The organism is Variovorax sp. YR634 (assembly GCF_900106655.1).
Taxonomy (GTDB): domain Bacteria; phylum Pseudomonadota; class Gammaproteobacteria; order Burkholderiales; family Burkholderiaceae_C; genus Variovorax.
Genome location: NZ_FNOL01000013.1, coordinates 1 through 17621, shown reverse-complemented (window position 1 = coordinate 17621; position 17621 = coordinate 1). Strand labels below are relative to the sequence as shown.

At 64.7% G+C, this 17621-nt stretch carries 12 protein-coding genes, 1 tRNA gene and 1 pseudogene; all 14 read right to left on the bottom strand.

Annotated features, from left to right (window positions below):
* Positions 1–42 precede the first annotated feature (42 nt).
* A complete protein-coding gene (locus BLV60_RS20820; protein ID WP_093057186.1) occupies positions 43–2373 on the bottom strand; it encodes a sensor histidine kinase in 2331 nt (776 codons plus the stop codon).
* A complete protein-coding gene (locus BLV60_RS20815) occupies positions 2370–2945 on the bottom strand; it encodes a DUF4390 domain-containing protein (protein ID WP_371127394.1) in 576 nt (191 codons plus the stop codon). Before BLV60_RS20815 ends, BLV60_RS20820 begins: the two co-directional genes overlap by 4 nt.
* 46 nt (positions 2946–2991) lie before the next feature.
* Complete coding sequence (gene rsmB / locus BLV60_RS20810; RefSeq protein WP_371127389.1) at positions 2992–4380, bottom strand: 16S rRNA (cytosine(967)-C(5))-methyltransferase RsmB; 1389 nt, start codon at positions 4378–4380, stop codon at positions 2992–2994.
* Between the two features lie 80 nt (positions 4381–4460).
* On the bottom strand, positions 4461–5069 hold the full coding sequence (locus BLV60_RS20805) for a LemA family protein (RefSeq protein ID WP_093057184.1): 609 nt from the start codon (positions 5067–5069) through the stop codon (positions 4461–4463).
* 102 nt (positions 5070–5171) lie between these two features.
* On the bottom strand, positions 5172–9407 hold the full coding sequence (rpoC, locus tag BLV60_RS20800) for a DNA-directed RNA polymerase subunit beta' (RefSeq protein WP_093057183.1): 4236 nt from the start codon (positions 9405–9407) through the stop codon (positions 5172–5174).
* Positions 9408–9428: 21 nt separating this feature from the next.
* Positions 9429–13553: a DNA-directed RNA polymerase subunit beta gene (rpoB, locus tag BLV60_RS20795; protein WP_093057182.1), complete on the bottom strand. Its 4125-nt coding sequence runs from the start codon at positions 13551–13553 to the stop codon at positions 9429–9431.
* A 294-nt stretch (positions 13554–13847) separates the two neighbouring features.
* The gene (rplL, locus tag BLV60_RS20790; protein ID WP_093057181.1) at positions 13848–14222 is read right to left on the bottom strand and encodes a 50S ribosomal protein L7/L12; all 375 of its coding nucleotides are present in this window, start codon (positions 14220–14222) and stop codon (positions 13848–13850) included.
* A 43-nt stretch (positions 14223–14265) separates the two neighbouring features.
* Positions 14266–14802 carry a 50S ribosomal protein L10 gene (rplJ, locus tag BLV60_RS20785; RefSeq protein WP_093057180.1) on the bottom strand — a complete coding sequence of 179 codons (537 nt, stop codon included), beginning with the start codon at positions 14800–14802 and terminating at the stop codon, positions 14266–14268.
* A gap of 245 nt (positions 14803–15047) precedes the next feature.
* The gene (gene rplA, locus BLV60_RS20780) at positions 15048–15746 is read right to left on the bottom strand and encodes a 50S ribosomal protein L1 (protein WP_093057179.1); all 699 of its coding nucleotides are present in this window, start codon (positions 15744–15746) and stop codon (positions 15048–15050) included.
* Positions 15747–16178, bottom strand: a complete 432-nt coding sequence (gene rplK / locus BLV60_RS20775) for a 50S ribosomal protein L11 (protein ID WP_007831051.1) — start codon at positions 16176–16178, stop codon at positions 15747–15749.
* Positions 16179–16321: 143 nt separating this feature from the next.
* Positions 16322–16942 (bottom strand): transcription termination/antitermination protein NusG, encoded by a 621-nt coding sequence (gene nusG / locus BLV60_RS20770; protein WP_256217011.1) that lies wholly within the window; start codon positions 16940–16942, stop codon positions 16322–16324.
* On the bottom strand, positions 16943–17326 hold the full coding sequence (gene secE, locus BLV60_RS20765) for a preprotein translocase subunit SecE (RefSeq protein ID WP_093057178.1): 384 nt from the start codon (positions 17324–17326) through the stop codon (positions 16943–16945).
* A gap of 104 nt (positions 17327–17430) precedes the next feature.
* Positions 17431–17506, bottom strand: a tRNA-Trp gene (locus BLV60_RS20760).
* 21 nt (positions 17507–17527) lie between these two features.
* A pseudogene (locus tag BLV60_RS20755) lies at positions 17528–17621 on the bottom strand (elongation factor Tu); the annotation flags it as partial.

The following is a 17621-nucleotide window of genomic DNA, read 5'->3' as shown; positions in this document are numbered from 1 at the left end:
TGGCCCATCCATCGCCTGTGCGACGACGGAGATTCGTGCGGCTCAGGCGGCGGAAGACTTCGAATCTTCGGTGTGAGCGACCGCTGCCCGCGGCTCGCCTGCCAGCGCGAATGATAGCGAGACTTGTGCCCCTGCTACAGCCCCATCGACGACGCGGTTGGAAAGCTCGATGCGCGCGCCGTGTTCGTCCGCGATTTTCTTCACGACGGCAAGGCCCAAACCAGTACCTTTTGTTTTCGTGGTTACGTAGGGTTCGAAGGCGCGCTTCAAAATATTTTCGGCAAAGCCCGGGCCGCTGTCCTGCACTGTCAGGCGCACGCGCTGCCCCGAATCGCCGAGCCGCGTGCGGATGACGACCTCGCCCGCCTTGCCCGTGCCGCTGGCGGCAGCTTCGGCGGCGTCCTGCGCGTTCTGCAACAGGTTGTGTATGACCTGGCGGATCTGCTGCGCGTCGCCGCGGATGGGCGGGCAGCGCTCGTCGAGTTCGGAGCGCAGCGTGATCGGCAGGCTCTCGGCGTTGTAGAGCTGGAGCACGTCGGTCAGCAAGGCGTTGAGGTCCACCGGCTTGAGGTCGGCCGCGGGCAGGCGCGCGTAGTCGCGGAATTCGTTCACCAGCCGCTTCATCGCATCGACCTGGTCGACGATGGTCTTCACCGACTTCACGAGCACGGCTTGTTCGGGCGGCGGGACCTTCCCCGAGAGCTTCATCTCGAGCCGCTCGGCCGAGAGCTGGATCGGCGTGAGCGGATTCTTGATCTCGTGCGCGAGGCGGCGCGCCACTTCGCCCCAGGCCTGCGCGCGCTGGGCCGAGACGATTTCGGAGATGTCGTCGAACACCAGCAGCCGCGCGGCGCCGGGCAGTTCCGCGCCGCGCGCGACGATGTTGATGGCGCCGTCCTGCTGCGGCAGGTCGGTGCCGGAGGCGTGCAGCTCGAAGGCGTGCTGCCAGTGGTCGAGGCCGTGCTGCATGCGCTCGACGAGAAAGTCGTCGAACTGCTGCTGCACCTTGGCACCGAACTCGGCCAGGCCCGGCACATCGACGAGCGCCCGGCCTTCGTAGGCCGCGAGCGGCGCGCGCAGCACGCGGGTCGCGCCCGGATTGGTGGACAGCACGGTGCCCTTGGCGTCGAGCACGATCACGCCCGATGTCAGGTTGTCGAGAATGGTCTGCAGGTTGGCGCGCGCAGCGTCGAGCTGGCCCATGGTCTTCTCGACCGCGCCGCGGGCGTCGGCCAGCTGCTGCGTCATGACGGCGAACGAGCGCGTAAGGCCGCCGAGTTCGTCCTTGCCCTGCAGCACGGCGGTGGGCCGCAGGTCGCCGGCCGCCACCTGGCGCACGCCGTCTGCCAGCACGAGCAGCGGCCGCGCGAGCTGATTGCCGAACAGCACGGCCAACAGCACCGCACCGAACACGGCGAGGAACAGGCTCAGCGTGAGCGTGCCGATGTACATGCGACGCAGGCCCTCGCGCGCGAGCGCCCGCTCCTGGTATTCGCGGTTGGCCTCCTGCACGGCGAGCGCGTTGGCGACCACGGCCGGCGGCAGCGGCCGCGTGACCTGCAGATAGCGCGGCGCGGTGTCGAAGTCGAAGCCCGGCCTCTGCACCATGGCGAGTGCACGCACGCTCGCGACGGGCGGGGTTGCGCCCGGCGCGGCGGTTTCGTCCAGCCCCTCGACATGCGCGACGGCGCGCTCGGGGCGGACCTGGCGGAACTGCTGCACGGTTGGCCGCTCGGGGTTCAGCTGGAAGCGCGAGGAGCCGGCGCTGGCCACGAGTTGCCCGTTGCCGGTCCACAGGATCACGTCGGTGGCCTCGAGCTGATCGCGGATGCGTTCCAGCACCAGGCCCGCGCTCGTGTCGGGCACTTGCGCCAGCTGTGCGCTGGCGCTGCGCGTCTTGGCAGCGAGGTCGTCGGACAGCGAATCGAGCGTGGCGCGCCCGAGGTTCAGGCCGGCATCGAGCGCACCCTCGACCTTGACGTCGAACCAGCTCTCGATGGAGCGTGCGACGAACTGATAAGACACCACGTAGACCAGCGCCCCGGGCACCACGCCCACCAGCGCGAAGATGGCCGCCAGCTTGATGAGCAATCGGCTGCCGAACTTGCCCTGCCGCAGCCGCCGCAGCAAGCGGAAGGCAACCCAGCCGATCACCAGCACCAGCAGCACCGCCACCACGACGTTGATGCCGAACAGGCGCACGTAGTAGCGCTCGTACAGTGCGCGGTTGTTGGTGGCCTGCGCCAGCAGGAACATCAGCACCAGGCCGATGGCCGTGACCAGCGCGGCGCCGACACCAATGGCCCAGCGCGTGGCCCGCGCGCGGCGCGCGGCCGGCGTGGCCGCTGCGCCGCTGCGCCCGGAAGTGCTCACTTCTGCTTCTCCAGAGGGAGCTTTGCCGTGCGTTCGGCGGCGATGTTCCAGTCGGCCTGCCCGACCACGCCGATCTGGAACGGGCGCGGCAGCTGCGAGGTGTCGAGCCGGAAGCGGAAAGTGACCTGGTGCTGCGGGTCGTCGCCGATCTCGGCCACATCGCCCAGCCGCAGGCGGCCGATGCGCTTGATGGCGTCGAGCGCATCACCGAGGGTGTCGAAGTTCTGGTTCAGCGAGATGCCCAGGCCGGCCGCGCCGGTCATCGGCGCCGCCGACACATTGAGTCGCCAGCGCCGCGTGAGTGGCTGGTAGGCCAGCCGCATGTGGCGCGCGACCTGGGCGACCTTGCGATCGGTCCAGTACCAGCGCTCCTGGTAGAGCTCGGCCTCGGCCACGAAATAGATGGCGATGCCCTTGTCGAGCACCTCCTCCACCAAGGAGGGCAGCTCGAACTGCACGGCCGCGCTGAAGTAGACGCCGTCGTCGGACTGCTCGAGGCGCATCTGGGTGATCGACGTGCCGTTGCGGCCCTGGGCGGCCGCCGGGGCCGGCAGCAGCAGGACCATCCACATTGCCCAGGCCCAGAGCAGGACGGCCAGCAAGGCCGGCCAGCGCCGTTCAGTGCGGGCGCTTCTCAAGCAGGGCGTAGAAGAAACCGTCGTGGTCACCAGAGGGATTGTCCGGGACGCCACGGGCATTCGACCCGCTTTGGGGCAGCAAATGGCCTGGCGATGGCAGCAATCGTGCGTCGGTGTTGTGTACAAGAAACGCATCAATTTGTTGCGAACCCTCTTCGCGGAACACGGAGCAGGTGCAGTAAAGGAGCCGGCCGCCGGGCCGCACCAGCGGCCAGAGCGCGGCCAGGAGAGCGGCCTGCTGGGCTGCGAGCTGGGCGGTGTCGCTCTCGCGGCGCAGCCAGCGCACATCAGGATGGCGTCGCACGATGCCCGAGGCCGTGCATGGTGCGTCGAGCAGGATGGCGTCGAAGGGCGTGCCGTCCCACCATTGGTCCGGACGCCCCGCGTCGGCGACGAGCACCTTGGCCTTGAGGCCGATGCGGGCCAGGGTTTCATCGATACGGCGGCTGCGGACGGCATCGACTTCCAGGGCTGTCACGTCGATGGCGCTGGGGGCGGCCATTTCGAGCAGGTGCGCGGTCTTGCCGCCGGGGGCGGCGCAGGCATCGAGCACGCGCAGTGGCACCGCCGCACCCGGCTTCGTCGGCAAGAGGCCTTCGAGCAGCAGCGGCGCGGCCATCTGCGCGGCGGCATCCTGCACCGAGCAGGCGCCGTCGGCAAAACCGGGCAGCTGCTGCACGGGGCGCGCGCGCGTCAGCTGCAGGCCGCTGGGGCCTACGCGTATCGCACCGAGGCCGACGGCCTCCAGCTCCGCCAGATACGAAGCCACGGTCGATTTCTGAGTGTTGACCCGCAGCGTCATCGGCGCCTGCGCGTTGTCGGCGCCCAGCACCCGCTGCCAGTCGCGCGGATGGTCGCGCTTGAGGCGCTCGATCCACCAGCGCGGGTGGTTCCATTGCGCGACGGGTTCTGTGTCGGTGGCGGCCACGAGCTCGTCGCGTTCGCGCAAGAAGCGCCGCAGACAGGCATTGATGAAGCTGGCCTGCGCCCGCGTGGCCGGGTTGCGCTTGGCGGCCTCGACGGCCTGGTCGACCAGCGTGAAGGGCTCGTAGGGTGCACGCTCGCTGTCCCACGCCAGCGCCAGCGCGGTGCACAGCAGGGCATCGGGCAGCGGCGGCGGCGTGCGCTTGGCCAGGTGGCGACGCAGCGCCTCGGCGCGGCCGAGCCAGCGCAGCACCTGGAAGCCGAGCGCCTGCACGCCGGGGCGCAGCGAAGGCTCGACCGCCTCGAAGGCAACCGAGCCCGAGGTGCCGGCGCGAATCGACGCCAGCGCCACCGCGGTCAGTTGCAGTTGGCGCCAGAGCGGAGGCTGCAGCGACGGCGCACCGTTGTTGCTGCTGGAGGAAGGATCGGAAGGTAGTTCTGACAAGTTGGGGCGATGGTAACGGGCGACCGTAAAGCCGGACGCCGTGCAATGGAAAGAAGAAAGAGCCGCGCCGGGCGCCGAACTCAGAGCAGCGGAGCGGCTGGACGCAGACGCACGGCCCATGCCACCAGCAACGCCGGAAACTGCGCGATCGCAGCGTTGTAGTGCCCCACCGCCTGATTGAACTGGCTGCGCGCGATCTCCGCCGCGGCCGAAGGCTCGGGCCACGCGATCGGCTCGATGGCGCTGGGCACCGTGGCCTCGGTCCCGGGCTGAAGTTGCGCCGGCCGCGACAGAGTGCCGTCGGCGTCGAACACCGTCACATCGTCCGGGTGCTGGCGTCGCCACGCATTGATCCACACCTGCAGCGCAGTGGCCAGCGCGGCCATGACGCCGGTGTCCAGCGGGTGCAGCCGGGTCGCGCCGAGCAGGGTCGCGAGCTGGGTGGTCGCGGCCTGCAATGGCGCGATGGACGACAGCGACTCACCCGTCGGCGACGCCTCCACCGGTGGCGCAGCGGTGATGCTGGCCTGCACGAAGTCGAGCTGCTTGCCCAGGGCCGCATCGAGCAGGCCGTAGGCCTGCAGCACGGCCGCGCGCAAACGCACCAGCCGGTTGTAGGCACCGACAAACCAGAACAGCAGGACCGCGATCACGATCCAGCTGGTCAGCGATTCGGGCAATACGCTCATCGACGACAACGCCTCATCATTGAAAACACAAAGAAAAACGCCCCCCAACCGGAGGCGGTCGGGGGGCGTGGTGTACCGGTCATGGCCGGTGATGCTACCGAGTTACTCGGTCGCAGCGCCTTCGCTGGCGTCAGCCGTGCTGGCCGCTGCATCGCTGTCGGCGGAGCCTGCCAGTTCGGCAGCTTCCGATTCGGCGATGGCACGGCGCTCGGCTTCGTCCATGGCGTCCTTGACCTTGCGGGCCTGGTGGTAAGCCATGCCGGTGCCTGCGGGGATCAGGCGGCCGACGATGACGTTTTCCTTCAGGCCGCGCAGCTCGTCGCGCTTGCCCATGATCGCGGCTTCGGTCAGCACGCGCGTCGTTTCCTGGAACGAAGCAGCCGAGATGAACGAGTCGGTCGACAGCGACGCCTTCGTGATACCCAGCAGCAGGTTGGTGAACGTCGCGGGGATCTTGCCGTCGGCGCGCAGGGCGTCGTTGGTGTTGAGCATTTCGCTGCGTTCGACCTGTTCGCCGGAGATGTAGCTCGTGTCGCCGATGTTGTCGACCACGACGCGGCGCAGCATCTGGCGAACGATCACCTCGATGTGCTTGTCGTTGATCTTCACACCCTGCAGGCGGTACACGTCCTGCACTTCGTCCACGATGTAGCGCGCCAGTTCTTCCGAACCCAGCAGGCGCAGGATGTCCTGCGGGTCCGCCGGGCCGTCGACCACGGATTCGCCCTTGTTCACCACCTGGCCTTCGTGCACCAGGATGTTCTTTTCCTTCGGCACGAGGTCTTCCCAGACCGTGCCTTCCGGATCGGTGATCTGCAGGCGGATCTTGCCCTTCGTTTCCTTGCCGAACGACACGGTGCCGGTCATTTCGGCCAGCATGCCCTTGTCCTTCGGCGAACGGGCTTCGAACAGCTCGGCAACGCGCGGCAGACCGCCGGTAATGTCGCGGGTCTTCTGGCCTTCGACCGGAATACGCGCCAGCACTTCGCCGGGGCCCACGTCCTGACCGTCACGGATCTGGACCAGAGCGCCGATCGGGAAGCCGATCGTCACCGAGTGGTCGGTGCCCGGGATCTTCACTTCGGCGCCGGAGGCGTCGATGAGCTTCACCTGCGGGCGCACGACCTTGGCAGCGCCGCGGCGCTTCGGGTCGATCACGACCAGGGTCGACAGACCGGTCACTTCGTCCACCTGCTTGGCAACCGTGAGGCCTTCCTCGACGTTTTCGAACTGCGTCTTGCCGGCGAACTCGGTAATGATCGGGCGCGTCAGCGGATCCCAGTTGGCAAGCACGTGGCCGGCCTTGATCTGCTGGTCGGCCTTGACCGTCAGGGTCGCGCCGTACGGCACCTTGTGGCGTTCGCGCTCACGGCCGTGCTCGTCATGAATGACGATCTCGCCCGAACGCGAAATCACGACCAGCTCGCCCTTGCTGTTGGTCACGTAGCGCATCGTGGCGTTGAAGCCGATCGAGCCGTTCGACTTGGCTTCCACGCTCGAAGCGATGGCAGCGCGCGAAGCGGCACCACCGATGTGGAAGGTACGCATCGTCAGCTGCGTGCCGGGTTCGCCGATGGACTGAGCGGCGATCACACCGACGGCTTCGCCGATGTTGATCAGGCCGCCGCGGCCCAGGTCGCGGCCGTAGCAGGTCGCGCAGATGCCGAAGCGGGTTTCGCAGGTCAGCGCCGTGCGGACCTTGACCTCGTCGACGCCTTGCGCTTCCAGCGCTTCGATGTTGTCTTCGTCGAACATCTCGCCGGCCTTCAGCAGCACCGAACGGTTTTCCGGGTGCAGCACGTCGTCCGCAGCCGAGCGGCCGAGGATACGGTCGCGCAGCGACTCGATCACTTCACCGCCTTCGACGATGGCGCGCATCAGGTAGCCGCCGTGCGTGCCGCAGTCCTGCTCGGTCACGACCAGGTCTTGCGTCACGTCGACCAGACGACGGGTCAGGTAGCCCGAGTTCGCCGTCTTCAGCGCCGTGTCGGCCAGACCCTTACGGGCACCGTGGGTGGAGATGAAGTACTCCAGCACGTTCAGGCCTTCGCGGAAGTTCGCGGTAATGGGCGTCTCGATGATCGAGCCGTCCGGCTTGGCCATCAGGCCCCGCATACCGGCCACCTGGCGAATCTGGGCCGCGGAACCGCGGGCGCCCGAGTCGGCCATCATGTAGATCGAGTTGAAGGACTCCTGCTCGACTTCCTTGCCGTGGCGGTCGATAACGCGTTGCTTCGACAGCTTGGCCATCATGACCTTCGACACTTCGTCGCCGGCCTTGCCCCAGATGTCCACCACCTTGTTGTAGCGTTCGCCGGAGGTCACCAGACCCGACACGTACTGCTGCTCGATCTCCTTCACTTCCTTGGCGGAGCGCTCGATGATGCCGTGCTTCTCGGCGGGCACCAGCATGTCGTCGATGGCGATCGAGATGCCGGCCTTGGTCGCCAGACGGAAGCCGTTTTGCAGCAGCTTGTCGGCGAACACGACGGTCTCTTTCAGGCCGCACTTGCGGAACGAGACGTTGATGAGCTTGGAGATTTCCTTCTTCTTCAGCGCCTTGTTGATGTTCGAGAACGGCAGGCCCTTCGGCAGGATCTCGGACAGCAGGGCACGGCCCACGGTGGTGTCCACGAGCGAGGTCGACGGCGTGAATTCGCCGGTTTCCTTGTTCTTGGTGTATTCCGTGATGCGCACTGCCACCTTGGCGGTGAGTTCGACTTCGTTGGCGTCGAGCGCGCGCTGCACTTCACCGATGTCGGAGAAGATCAGGCCCTCGCCCTTGCCGTTGATGCGGTCGCGGGTCGTGTAGTACAGACCCAGCACCACGTCCTGCGAAGGAACGATCGACGGTTCGCCCGAAGCCGGGAACAGCACGTTGTTGGAGGCCAGCATCAGCGTGCGAGCTTCCATTTGCGCTTCCACCGACAGCGGCACGTGAACAGCCATCTGGTCGCCGTCGAAGTCGGCGTTGAATGCCGCGCAGACGAGCGGGTGCAGCTGGATGGCCTTGCCTTCGATCAGGATCGGTTCGAAGGCCTGGATGCCCAGACGGTGCAGCGTAGGAGCGCGGTTCAGCATGACCGGGTGCTCCTTGATGACCTCTTCCAGGATGTCCCAGACCACCGGCGTGCCCGATTCGACTTCCTTCTTGGCAGCCTTGATCGTCGTCGCGATGCCCATGGCTTCGAGGCGCGAGAAGATGAAGGGCTTGAACAGCTCGAGCGCCATCAGCTTCGGCAGGCCGCACTGGTGCAGCTTGAGCGTCGGGCCCACCACGATGACCGAACGGCCCGAGTAGTCGACGCGCTTGCCCAGCAGATTCTGGCGGAAGCGGCCGCTCTTGCCCTTGATCATGTCGGCCAGCGACTTCAGCGCGCGCTTGTTGGCGCCCGTCATGGCCTTGCCACGGCGGCCGTTGTCCAGCAGCGAGTCGACAGCTTCCTGCAGCATCCGCTTTTCGTTGCGCGCGATGATTTCCGGAGCCTTCAGCTCCAGCAGGCGGCGCAGACGCGAATTGCGGTTGATGACGCGGCGATACAGGTCGTTCAGGTCGGAGGTCGCGAAGCGGCCGCCGTCCAGCGGCACCAGCGGACGCAGGTCCGGCGGCAGCACGGGCAGCACGTCGAGCACCATCCACTCGGGCTTGATGCCCGACTTGCGGAAGGCTTCCAGCACCTTCAGGCGCTTGGAGTTCTTCTTGACCTTGACTTCGGAGCCGGTCAGGTCGCCGCGCAGGCGTTCGATCTCGCTGTCGAGTTCGATGCCTTCGAGCAGGTCCTTGATGCCTTCGGCGCCCATCTTGGCGACGAATTCGTCACCGTATTCCTTGCGCTTCGCGTCGTAGTCGTCCTCGGACATGATGCCGAACTTCTTCAGCGGGGTCATGCCGGGGTCGGTGATCACGTAGGCTTCGAAGTACAGCACGCGTTCGATGTCGCGCAGCGTCATGTCGAGCACGAGGCCCAGGCGCGACGGCAGCGACTTCAGGAACCAGATGTGGGCGCAGGGCGCGGCCAGGTCGATGTGACCCATGCGCTCGCGACGCACCTTGGTCTGCGTGACTTCAACGCCGCACTTCTCGCAGATCACGCCGCGGTGCTTCAGGCGCTTGTACTTGCCGCACAGGCACTCGTAGTCCTTGATGGGGCCGAAGATCTTGGCGCAGAAGAGACCGTCGCGCTCGGGCTTGAACGTGCGGTAGTTGATCGTCTCGGGCTTCTTCACCTCGCCGAAAGACCACGAACGGATCTTCTCGGGCGAAGCCATGCCGATCTTGATGGCATCGAAATGCTCATCAGGCGTGAATTGCTTGAACAGGTCGAGTAGCGATTTCATAAGACTCTTTCCCTTTTCAAATTAAGAACGCTCGAGCTCGATGTCGAGGCCCAGCGAACGAATTTCCTTGACCAGCACGTTGAACGATTCCGGCATGCCGGCTTCGATCGAGTGCTCGCCCTTGACGATGCTTTCGTACACCTTGGTACGGCCTTGCACGTCGTCGGACTTCACGGTCAGCATTTCCTGCAGGACGTAGGCGGCGCCGTAAGCTTCCAGCGCCCACACTTCCATTTCCCCGAAACGCTGGCCGCCGAACTGCGCCTTGCCGCCCAGCGGTTGCTGCGTGACGAGCGAGTACGGGCCGGTGGAACGCGCGTGCATCTTGTCGTCGACCAGGTGATGCAGCTTCAGGAAGTGCATGTAGCCGACGGTGACGGGACGCTCGAACTGGTCGCCGGTGCGGCCGTCGAACAGGTACGCCTGCGTGCGCGTATCGGTCAGGCCCTTGAGCTTGGCGATGTCGTCCGGGTAGGCGAGCTTCAGCATGCCGCGGATTTCTTCTTCCGAAGCACCGTCGAACACAGGCGTCGCGAAGGTCGCGCCGTTCTGCAGATTCGCTGCCATTTCGAGCAGTTCGGTGTCGTTCAGCGAGCTGATGTTTTCCTGGCGGCCCGAGCCGTTGTACAGCTGCTCCATGAACTTGCGCAGCTCGGCCACCTTGGCCTCTTGCTGCAGCAGGTCACCGATGCGCTGGCCGATGCCCTTGCCGGCCCAGCCCAGATGCACCTCGAGCACCTGGCCCACGTTCATCCGCGAAGGCACGCCCAGCGGGTTCAGGCAGATGTCGCACGGCGTACCGTCGGCCATGTGGGGCATGTCTTCGACCGGAACGATCTTCGACACCACACCCTTGTTGCCGTGGCGGCCGGCCATCTTGTCGCCGGGTTGCAGGCGGCGCTTGACGGCCAGGTAGACCTTGACCATCTTGAGCACGCCCGCGGGCAGCTCGTCGCCCTGCGTGAGCTTCTTGCGCTTTTCTTCGAACGCGAGGTCGAAGCTGTGGCGCGTCTGCTCCAGCGAGTTCTTGATCGACTCGAGCTGCGAAGCCACTTCGTCTTCCGCCGGGCGGATGTCGAACCAGTGGAACTTCTCGACCGACGACAGGTAGGCCTTGTCGAGCTTCGTGCCCTTGGCCAGCTTGTTCGGGCCGCCGTTGGCGACCTTGCCGGTCAGCAGCTTCTCGATACGGTCGAACGCGTCGGCTTCGACGATGCGAAGCTGGTCGTTCAGGTCGAGGCGGAAGCGCTTGAGCTCGTCGTCGATGATCTGCTGGGCGCGCTTGTCGCGCGTGATGCCTTCGCGGGTGAACACCTGCACGTCGATCACGGTGCCTTGCGAGCCCTGATCCACACGCAGCGAAGTGTCCTTCACGTCGGAAGCCTTCTCGCCGAAGATGGCGCGAAGCAGCTTCTCTTCAGGCGTCAGCGTGGTCTCGCCCTTCGGCGTGACCTTGCCCACCAGCGTGTCGCCCGGCTGCACTTCGGCGCCGACATAAATGATGCCGGATTCGTCGAGGCGGTTGAGCTGCTGCTCGGCCAGGTTCGGGATGTCGCGCGTGATTTCTTCTGCGCCCAGCTTCGTGTCGCGCGCCATCACCACCAGTTCCTCGATGTGGATCGAGGTGTAGCGGTCTTCGGCCACGACGCGTTCCGAGATCAGGATCGAGTCTTCGAAGTTGTAGCCGTTCCACGGCATGAACGCGATCAGCATGTTCTGGCCGAGGGCCAGTTCGCCGAGGTCGGTCGATGCGCCGTCGGCCACCACGTCGCCCTTGGCGATCTTGTCGCCGCGCTTGACGATGGGACGCTGGTGGATGTTGGTGTTCTGGTTCGAACGCTGATACTTGATCAGGTTGTAGATGTCCACACCGACTTCACCGGCAGCCGCTTCGGCGTCGTTCACACGCACCACGACACGGGTCGCATCGACGTAGTCGACGATACCGCCGCGGGTGGCCGTGACCACGGTGCCGGAGTCGACCGCGGAGACGCGCTCGATACCCGTACCGACCATCGGCTTCTCGGGGCGCAGCACAGGCACGGCCTGACGCTGCATGTTGGCGCCCATCAACGCGCGGTTCGCGTCGTCGTGCTCGAGGAACGGCACGAGCGATGCGGCCACCGACACGATCTGCGCGGGCGACACGTCCATGTACTGGATGCGTTCGGCACCGACCAGGATCGATTCGCCGGCTTCACGCGCCGAGACCAGGTCGCCGGTCAGCTTGCCGTCCTTGTCCAGGGCCGCGTTGGCCTGGGCGATGACGTACTTGCCTTCCTCGATGGCCGACAGGTAGTCGATGTCCATCGTGACCTTGCTGTCGATCACGCGACGGTACGGCGTCTCGATGAAGCCGTATTCGTTCAGGCGGGCGTACAGGGCCAGCGAGTTGATCAGGCCGATGTTCGGGCCTTCAGGCGTTTCGATCGGGCACACGCGGCCGTAGTGGGTCACGTGCACGTCGCGCACTTCGAAGCCTGCACGTTCACGCGTCAGACCACCCGGGCCAAGGGCCGACACGCGGCGCTTGTGGGTGATTTCGGACAGCGGGTTCGTCTGGTCCATGAACTGCGACAGCTGCGAGGCACCGAAGAATTCCTTCAGCGCGGCCGAGATCGGCTTGCTGTTGATCAGGTCGTGCGGCATCAGCGGCTCTTGTTCCGCTTGACCCAGACGTTCCTTCACGGCCTTCTCGATACGTGCCAGGCCGGTGCGGTACTGGTTTTCGGCCAGTTCGCCGACGCAACGCACGCGGCGGTTGCCCAGGTGGTCGATGTCGTCGACTTCGCCGTTGCCGTTGCGCAGGTCGACGAGGATCTTGACCACGGCCAGGATGTCTTCGTTGGTCAGCACCATCGGGCCGGTCGATTCGTCGCGGCCGACCTTGGCGTTGAACTTCATGCGGCCGACGCGCGACAGGTCGTACGTGTCCGGGTTGTAGAACAGGCGCTGGAACAGGGCCTGCACGGCGTCCTCCGTCGGCGGCTCGCCGGGGCGCATCATGCGGTAGATGGCCACGCGCGCAGCGAATTCGTCCACGGTTTCGTCGATGCGCAGGGTCTGCGAGATGTACGCGCCCTGGTCGAGTTCGTTCGTGTAGATCACCTGCACGTCTTGCACGCCGGCCGTGCGCAGCTTCTTCAGCAGCGCTTCGGTCAGCTCGTCGTTGGCCTTGGCCAGGATTTCGCCGGAGTCGGCGTCGACGATGTTGCGGGCGATCACGCGGCCGATCAGGAAGTCTTCCGGCACGCTGATGTGCGTGGTGCCGCCCTGCTCGAGCTCACGCGTGTGGCGCGCGGTGACGCGCTTGTCCTTGGCGACCACGACCTTGCCCGACTTGTCGGTGATATCGAAGCGCGCGACTTCGCCGCGCAGGCGCTCGGAGACGAACTCCATCTGCGCGCCGCTGTCCATCAGGCGGAAGTTGTCGTTCACGAAGAAGTTCGCGAGGATCGATTCCGGGTTCAGGCCGATGGCCTTCAGCAGGATCGTGACCGGCATCTTGCGGCGACGGTCCACGCGGAAGTACAGCATGTCCTTCGGGTCGAACTCGAAGTCGAGCCACGAACCGCGGTAGGGAATCACGCGGGCCGAGAACAGCAGCTTGCCCGAGCTGTGCGTCTTGCCCTTGTCGTGTTCGAAGAACACGCCCGGCGAACGGTGCAGCTGCGACACGATCACGCGTTCGGTGCCGTTGATGATGAACGAACCCTTTTCGGTCATGAGCGGCACTTCGCCCATGTAGACCTCTTGTTCCTTCACTTCCTTGACCACCTTCGACTGCGAAGTCGACGACTCGCGGTCATAGATGATGAGCTGGACCTTGGCGCGCACGGCCGAGGCGAAGGTCAGACCACGGGTCTGGCACTCGCGCACATCGAACGCCGGCTTCGCCAGGTTGTACTCGAGGAACTTCATCTCGACGAAACCGTTGTGCGAGACGATCGGGAAGGCGGCGTCGAACGCGGCCTGCAGGCCTTCGACGGTGCGTTGTTTCGGGGGAATGCCGGCTTGCAGGAACGCGGTGTACGCGTCTTTCTGCATCTGCAGCAGGTAGGGAATTTCGACGACGCTGTCGCGATTGCCGAAACTTTTTCGGATGCGCTTGCGTTCGGTGTAACTGTACGCGGACGATTGGGCCATGAGAGCTCCGGTGCTTGAGATCTTCAGCGACTTGTCAGCAGTGCCGAGGCACCACTGCTTGGCGGCTGGCCACTACCAGCCGTTGGCGGACAGCGATGCGTTGCACATCGCCCGAACCAAGGGGTCTTCTGCAGTCGGGGTCAGAAGACACTCAAAAAACGTCTCGTCTTGGCTTTTCCGTCGACCTGAAGGTCTCCGGGAAAACCGGCAACGAGCCGGCTTTTGGGTGCGCTCTGAAAGCGGCAAAGGCTGGAGGGCCTTTTCAGGCGCCTCCAGCCCTCCAGGGGGTCTGAATTACTTCAGTTCCACCTTGGCGCCGGCTTCTTCCAGCTTCTTCTTGGCAGCGTCAGCGTCAGCCTTCGACAGGCCTTCCTTGACAGCCTTGGGAGCGGCTTCCACCAGATCCTTGGCTTCCTTGAGGCCCAGGCCGGTGATTTCGCGCACAGCCTTGATGACCGACACCTTGTTCGCGCCGACATCAGCCAGCACGACATTGAATTCGGTCTTTTCTTCGACCACAGCAGCGGCTGCGCCACCACCAGCGGCCGGAGCCGACATTGCAGCGGCGCTCACGCCGAACTTCTCTTCGATGGCTTTCACCAGGTCGTTGAGTTCCAGGACCGTCATGCTGTCGAGCGCGGTCAGAAATGCGTCTTTATCGAATGCCATTTTTGTTTCCTAACAATTGGGTTGAATATTTCAAACGCGAGGCTCAGGCGGCCTGCGCTTCTGCCGGTGCATCGGCAACGGGTGCAGCTTCGCCACCACCGCGCTTCTCGGCCAGCGCCGCGAGCACGCGGGCGGTACGAGAGATCGGGGATTGCATCAAGCCCAGCAATTGCGCCAGCAGCACTTCCTTCGAAGGGATGTTGGCCAGTTGCTTCACGCCGTCGACGTCCAGGGCCTTGCCACCGAAGGCGCCGCCGCGAATGACCAGCTTGTCGTTGGTCTTCGCGAAATCGGCCACCACCTTGGCGGCGGCCACAGCGTCTTCGGAGAAGCCGTAGATCAGCGGACCGGTCATCTGGTCGCCAACAATCTCAAACGGGCTACCAGCGACAGCACGGCGGGCCAGGGTGTTCTTCAGAACACTCAGGCTCACACCCTTGCTGCGCGCTTCGTTGCGCAGTTTGGTCATATCGGCCACCGTGATGCCACGGTATTCCGCCATCACGAGCGTTTGAGCTTTTGCGGCGAGGCTGGTCACATCACTGATGACCGCTTCTTTCTCACTGCGATTCAGACTCAAGGTCTACTCCTTTTAATGCGATCTTCGGCCGGGGCCTGGGATCGCGCTTCATGCAGCGACCAACTGTTTCGGAACAAAAATCAAATTCCTTGCAGCGGGATCGCCATCTGCGCTGATTGCCTGACGGAAAGGTCCGGCGATTAAGTGCAGCACCCTGCACACCAGCGGTCTTGGATGGCCCGCGGCAACCGAAGCTGCCGCGACCCACCACATTCGCCCCACCCTTTCGGGCGGAGCAAATCTCTTTAGCTCGCCGAGATGGTTTGCGTGTCCACGCGGACACCCAGACCCATGGTCGACGACACAGCCACCTTGCGCAGGTACACGCCCTTGCTGGTCGCGGGCTTGGCCTTGACCAGAGCATCGATCAGCGCTGCGAGGTTGCCCTGCAGCTTGTCGTTGTCGAACGAGCGACGGCCGATCGTGCCGTGCACGATGCCGGCCTTGTCGACGCGGAACTGAACCTGGCCAGCCTTGGCGTTCTTCACGGCCGTGGCGACGTCCGGGGTCACCGTGCCAACCTTCGGGTTGGGCATCAGGCCGCGCGGGCCGAGGATCTGGCCGAGCGTACCGACGACGCGCATGGCGTCCGGTGCGGCGATCACGACGTCGAAAGGCATGTCGCCAGCCTTGACCATGGCAGCCAGGTCGTCCATGCCGACGATGTCGGCGCCGGCGGCCTTGGCTTCTTCAGCCTTGGCGCCTTGGGCGAACACGGCGACGCGCTTGGTCTTGCCGGTGCCGTTGGGCAGCACGACGGCGCCACGCACGACCTGGTCCGACTTCTTCGCATCGATGCCGAGTTGCACGGCCACGTCGATCGATTCATCGAACTTGGCGGTGGCGGCTTCCTTGACGATGGTGATCGCGTCAACCAGCGGGTACAGCTTGTTGCTGTCGACCTTGCCTTCGAGCGACTTCTGCTTCTTGGTGATCTTGGACATTTACACGCCCTCCACATTCACGCCCATCGAGCGGGCCGAGCCGGCGATGGTACGAACTGCTGCGTCGAGGTCGGCGGCAGTCAGGTCCTTCATCTTGGCCTTGGCGATTTCTTCGAGCTGAGCGCGCGTGATCTTGCCGACCTTGTCGGTGTGCGGACGGGCCGAGCCCTTTTCCAGCTTGATGGCCTTCTTGATCAAGGTGATCGCCGGGGGCGTCTTGATGATGAAGGTGAAGCTCTTGTCAGCGAACGCGGTGATGACCACCGGCAGCGGCAGACCCGGCTCGACGCCTTGGGTTTGCGCGTTGAACGCCTTGCAGAACTCCATGATGTTCAGACCGCGCTGACCGAGTGCGGGACCGATCGGCGGGGACGGGTTGGCCTTACCAGCTGGCACTTGCAGCTTGATGAAGCCGACGATTTTTTTCGCCATGCTATTTGCTCCTTGCGGGTGATATCGCCTTGGCTTGCGGCCGCGGCTCCCCGGGGTTAAACGACTCTTCGATCAAGGCCGCGCGCCGAGTCGGACAACGCGCAGCCGGAAACAGTAACGCCGACCCGAAGGCCGGCGGGGCGTCAGGTCTTCTCGACCTGGCTGAATTCGAGTTCCACAGGTGTCGCGCGGCCGAAAATCATGACCGACACGCTGACCTTGCTCTTCTCGTAGTTGACTTCTTCGACAGTGCCGTTGAAGTCGGTGAACGGGCCTTCCTTGACGCGCACGAATTCGCCAACGGTGAACTCGACCTTGTGGCGCGGCTTCTCGGTGCCCTGCTGCATCTGGCTGACGATGTCCTCGACCTCTTTCTGCGAGATCGGGGCCGGACGGTTCTTGGCGCCGCCCACGAAACCCGTCACCTTGTTGGTGTGCTTCACCAGGTGCCAGCTTTCGTCGTCCATGATCATTTCGACCAGCACGTAGCCCGGGAAGAAACGACGCTCAGTGGTGCGCTTCTGGCCGTTCTTGATCTCGACCACTTCTTCGGTCGGAACCAGGATGCGGCCGAACTTGTCCTGCATGCCGGCGCGATTGATGCGCTCGGTGATGTTGCGCTCGACGGCCTTCTCCATGCCCGAATAGGCATGCACCACGTACCAACGCAGATCTGGGTTGGCGGCGGGAGCCAGCACCGAGGTGTTTTCTTCCTCTGGCGCGCCCGGCGTGGTTTCAACTGCATTCACTGGATCAGCGGTCATTTATTTTCTCCAGCCCAGAATGAGGTCGAAAAACACCCATTCGAGCGTCTTGTCGGTGAGCCAGAGGAAGACGGACATGATCGCCACGAAGGCGAACACATAAGCCGTCATCTGCATCGCTTCCTTGCGGGTCGGCCAGACGACCTTCTTGACCTCGCGCCACGAGTCGCGGCCGAAGGCCCACAACTGACGACCATTCTCCGAACTGCCGAAGGCAGCCACCGCTGCGGCCAAGCCGACCAGCAGCGCAGCCCATTGCACCAGCGAGCCTTGGCGCGACAGCAGATAGAACGCCACGATGGCGCCCACTGCCAGCACGACAGCCACGGCCAGTTTGGCCTTGTCGGCGCCGGTACTCACGGTTTCGATTTGAGAAGTGGCCATGTTTGGCTGATTTCCTGTGGCCCTGAGGCCTTCAATTCAATGCGTCTCTTGAGACGCCGAAGCCCGTCGGGACGCGACGGGCTTTTTTCGGAGTGCCACCTAAGTGGCAGGGGCAGTAGGAATCGAACCTACAACCTTCGGTTTTGGAGACCGACGCTCTGCCAATTGAGCTATACCCCTCCGGTACTCTTTGCGCCCGACTTAGATGTCGAGGATCTTGGCCACGACGCCCGAACCCACGGTACGGCCGCCTTCACGGATGGCGAAGCGCAGGCCTTCTTCCATCGCGATCGGG

Coding starts and splice junctions, on each gene's coding strand:
- rpoC (WP_093057183.1), bottom strand. CDS start 9,407: ATGAAATCGCTACTCGACCTGTTCAAGCAATTCACGCCTGATGAGCAT.
- rpoB (WP_093057182.1), bottom strand. CDS start 13,553: ATGGCCCAATCGTCCGCGTACAGTTACACCGAACGCAAGCGCATCCGA.
- secE (WP_093057178.1), bottom strand. CDS start 17,326: ATGGCCACTTCTCAAATCGAAACCGTGAGTACCGGCGCCGACAAGGCC.
- rplA (WP_093057179.1), bottom strand. CDS start 15,746: ATGTCCAAGATCACCAAGAAGCAGAAGTCGCTCGAAGGCAAGGTCGAC.
- nusG (WP_256217011.1), bottom strand. CDS start 16,942: ATGACCGCTGATCCAGTGAATGCAGTTGAAACCACGCCGGGCGCGCCA.
- BLV60_RS20805 (WP_093057184.1), bottom strand. CDS start 5,069: ATGAGCGTATTGCCCGAATCGCTGACCAGCTGGATCGTGATCGCGGTC.
- rplL (WP_093057181.1), bottom strand. CDS start 14,222: ATGGCATTCGATAAAGACGCATTTCTGACCGCGCTCGACAGCATGACG.
- BLV60_RS20815 (WP_371127394.1), bottom strand. CDS start 2,945: ATGTGGATGGTCCTGCTGCTGCCGGCCCCGGCGGCCGCCCAGGGCCGC.
- rplK (WP_007831051.1), bottom strand. CDS start 16,178: ATGGCGAAAAAAATCGTCGGCTTCATCAAGCTGCAAGTGCCAGCTGGT.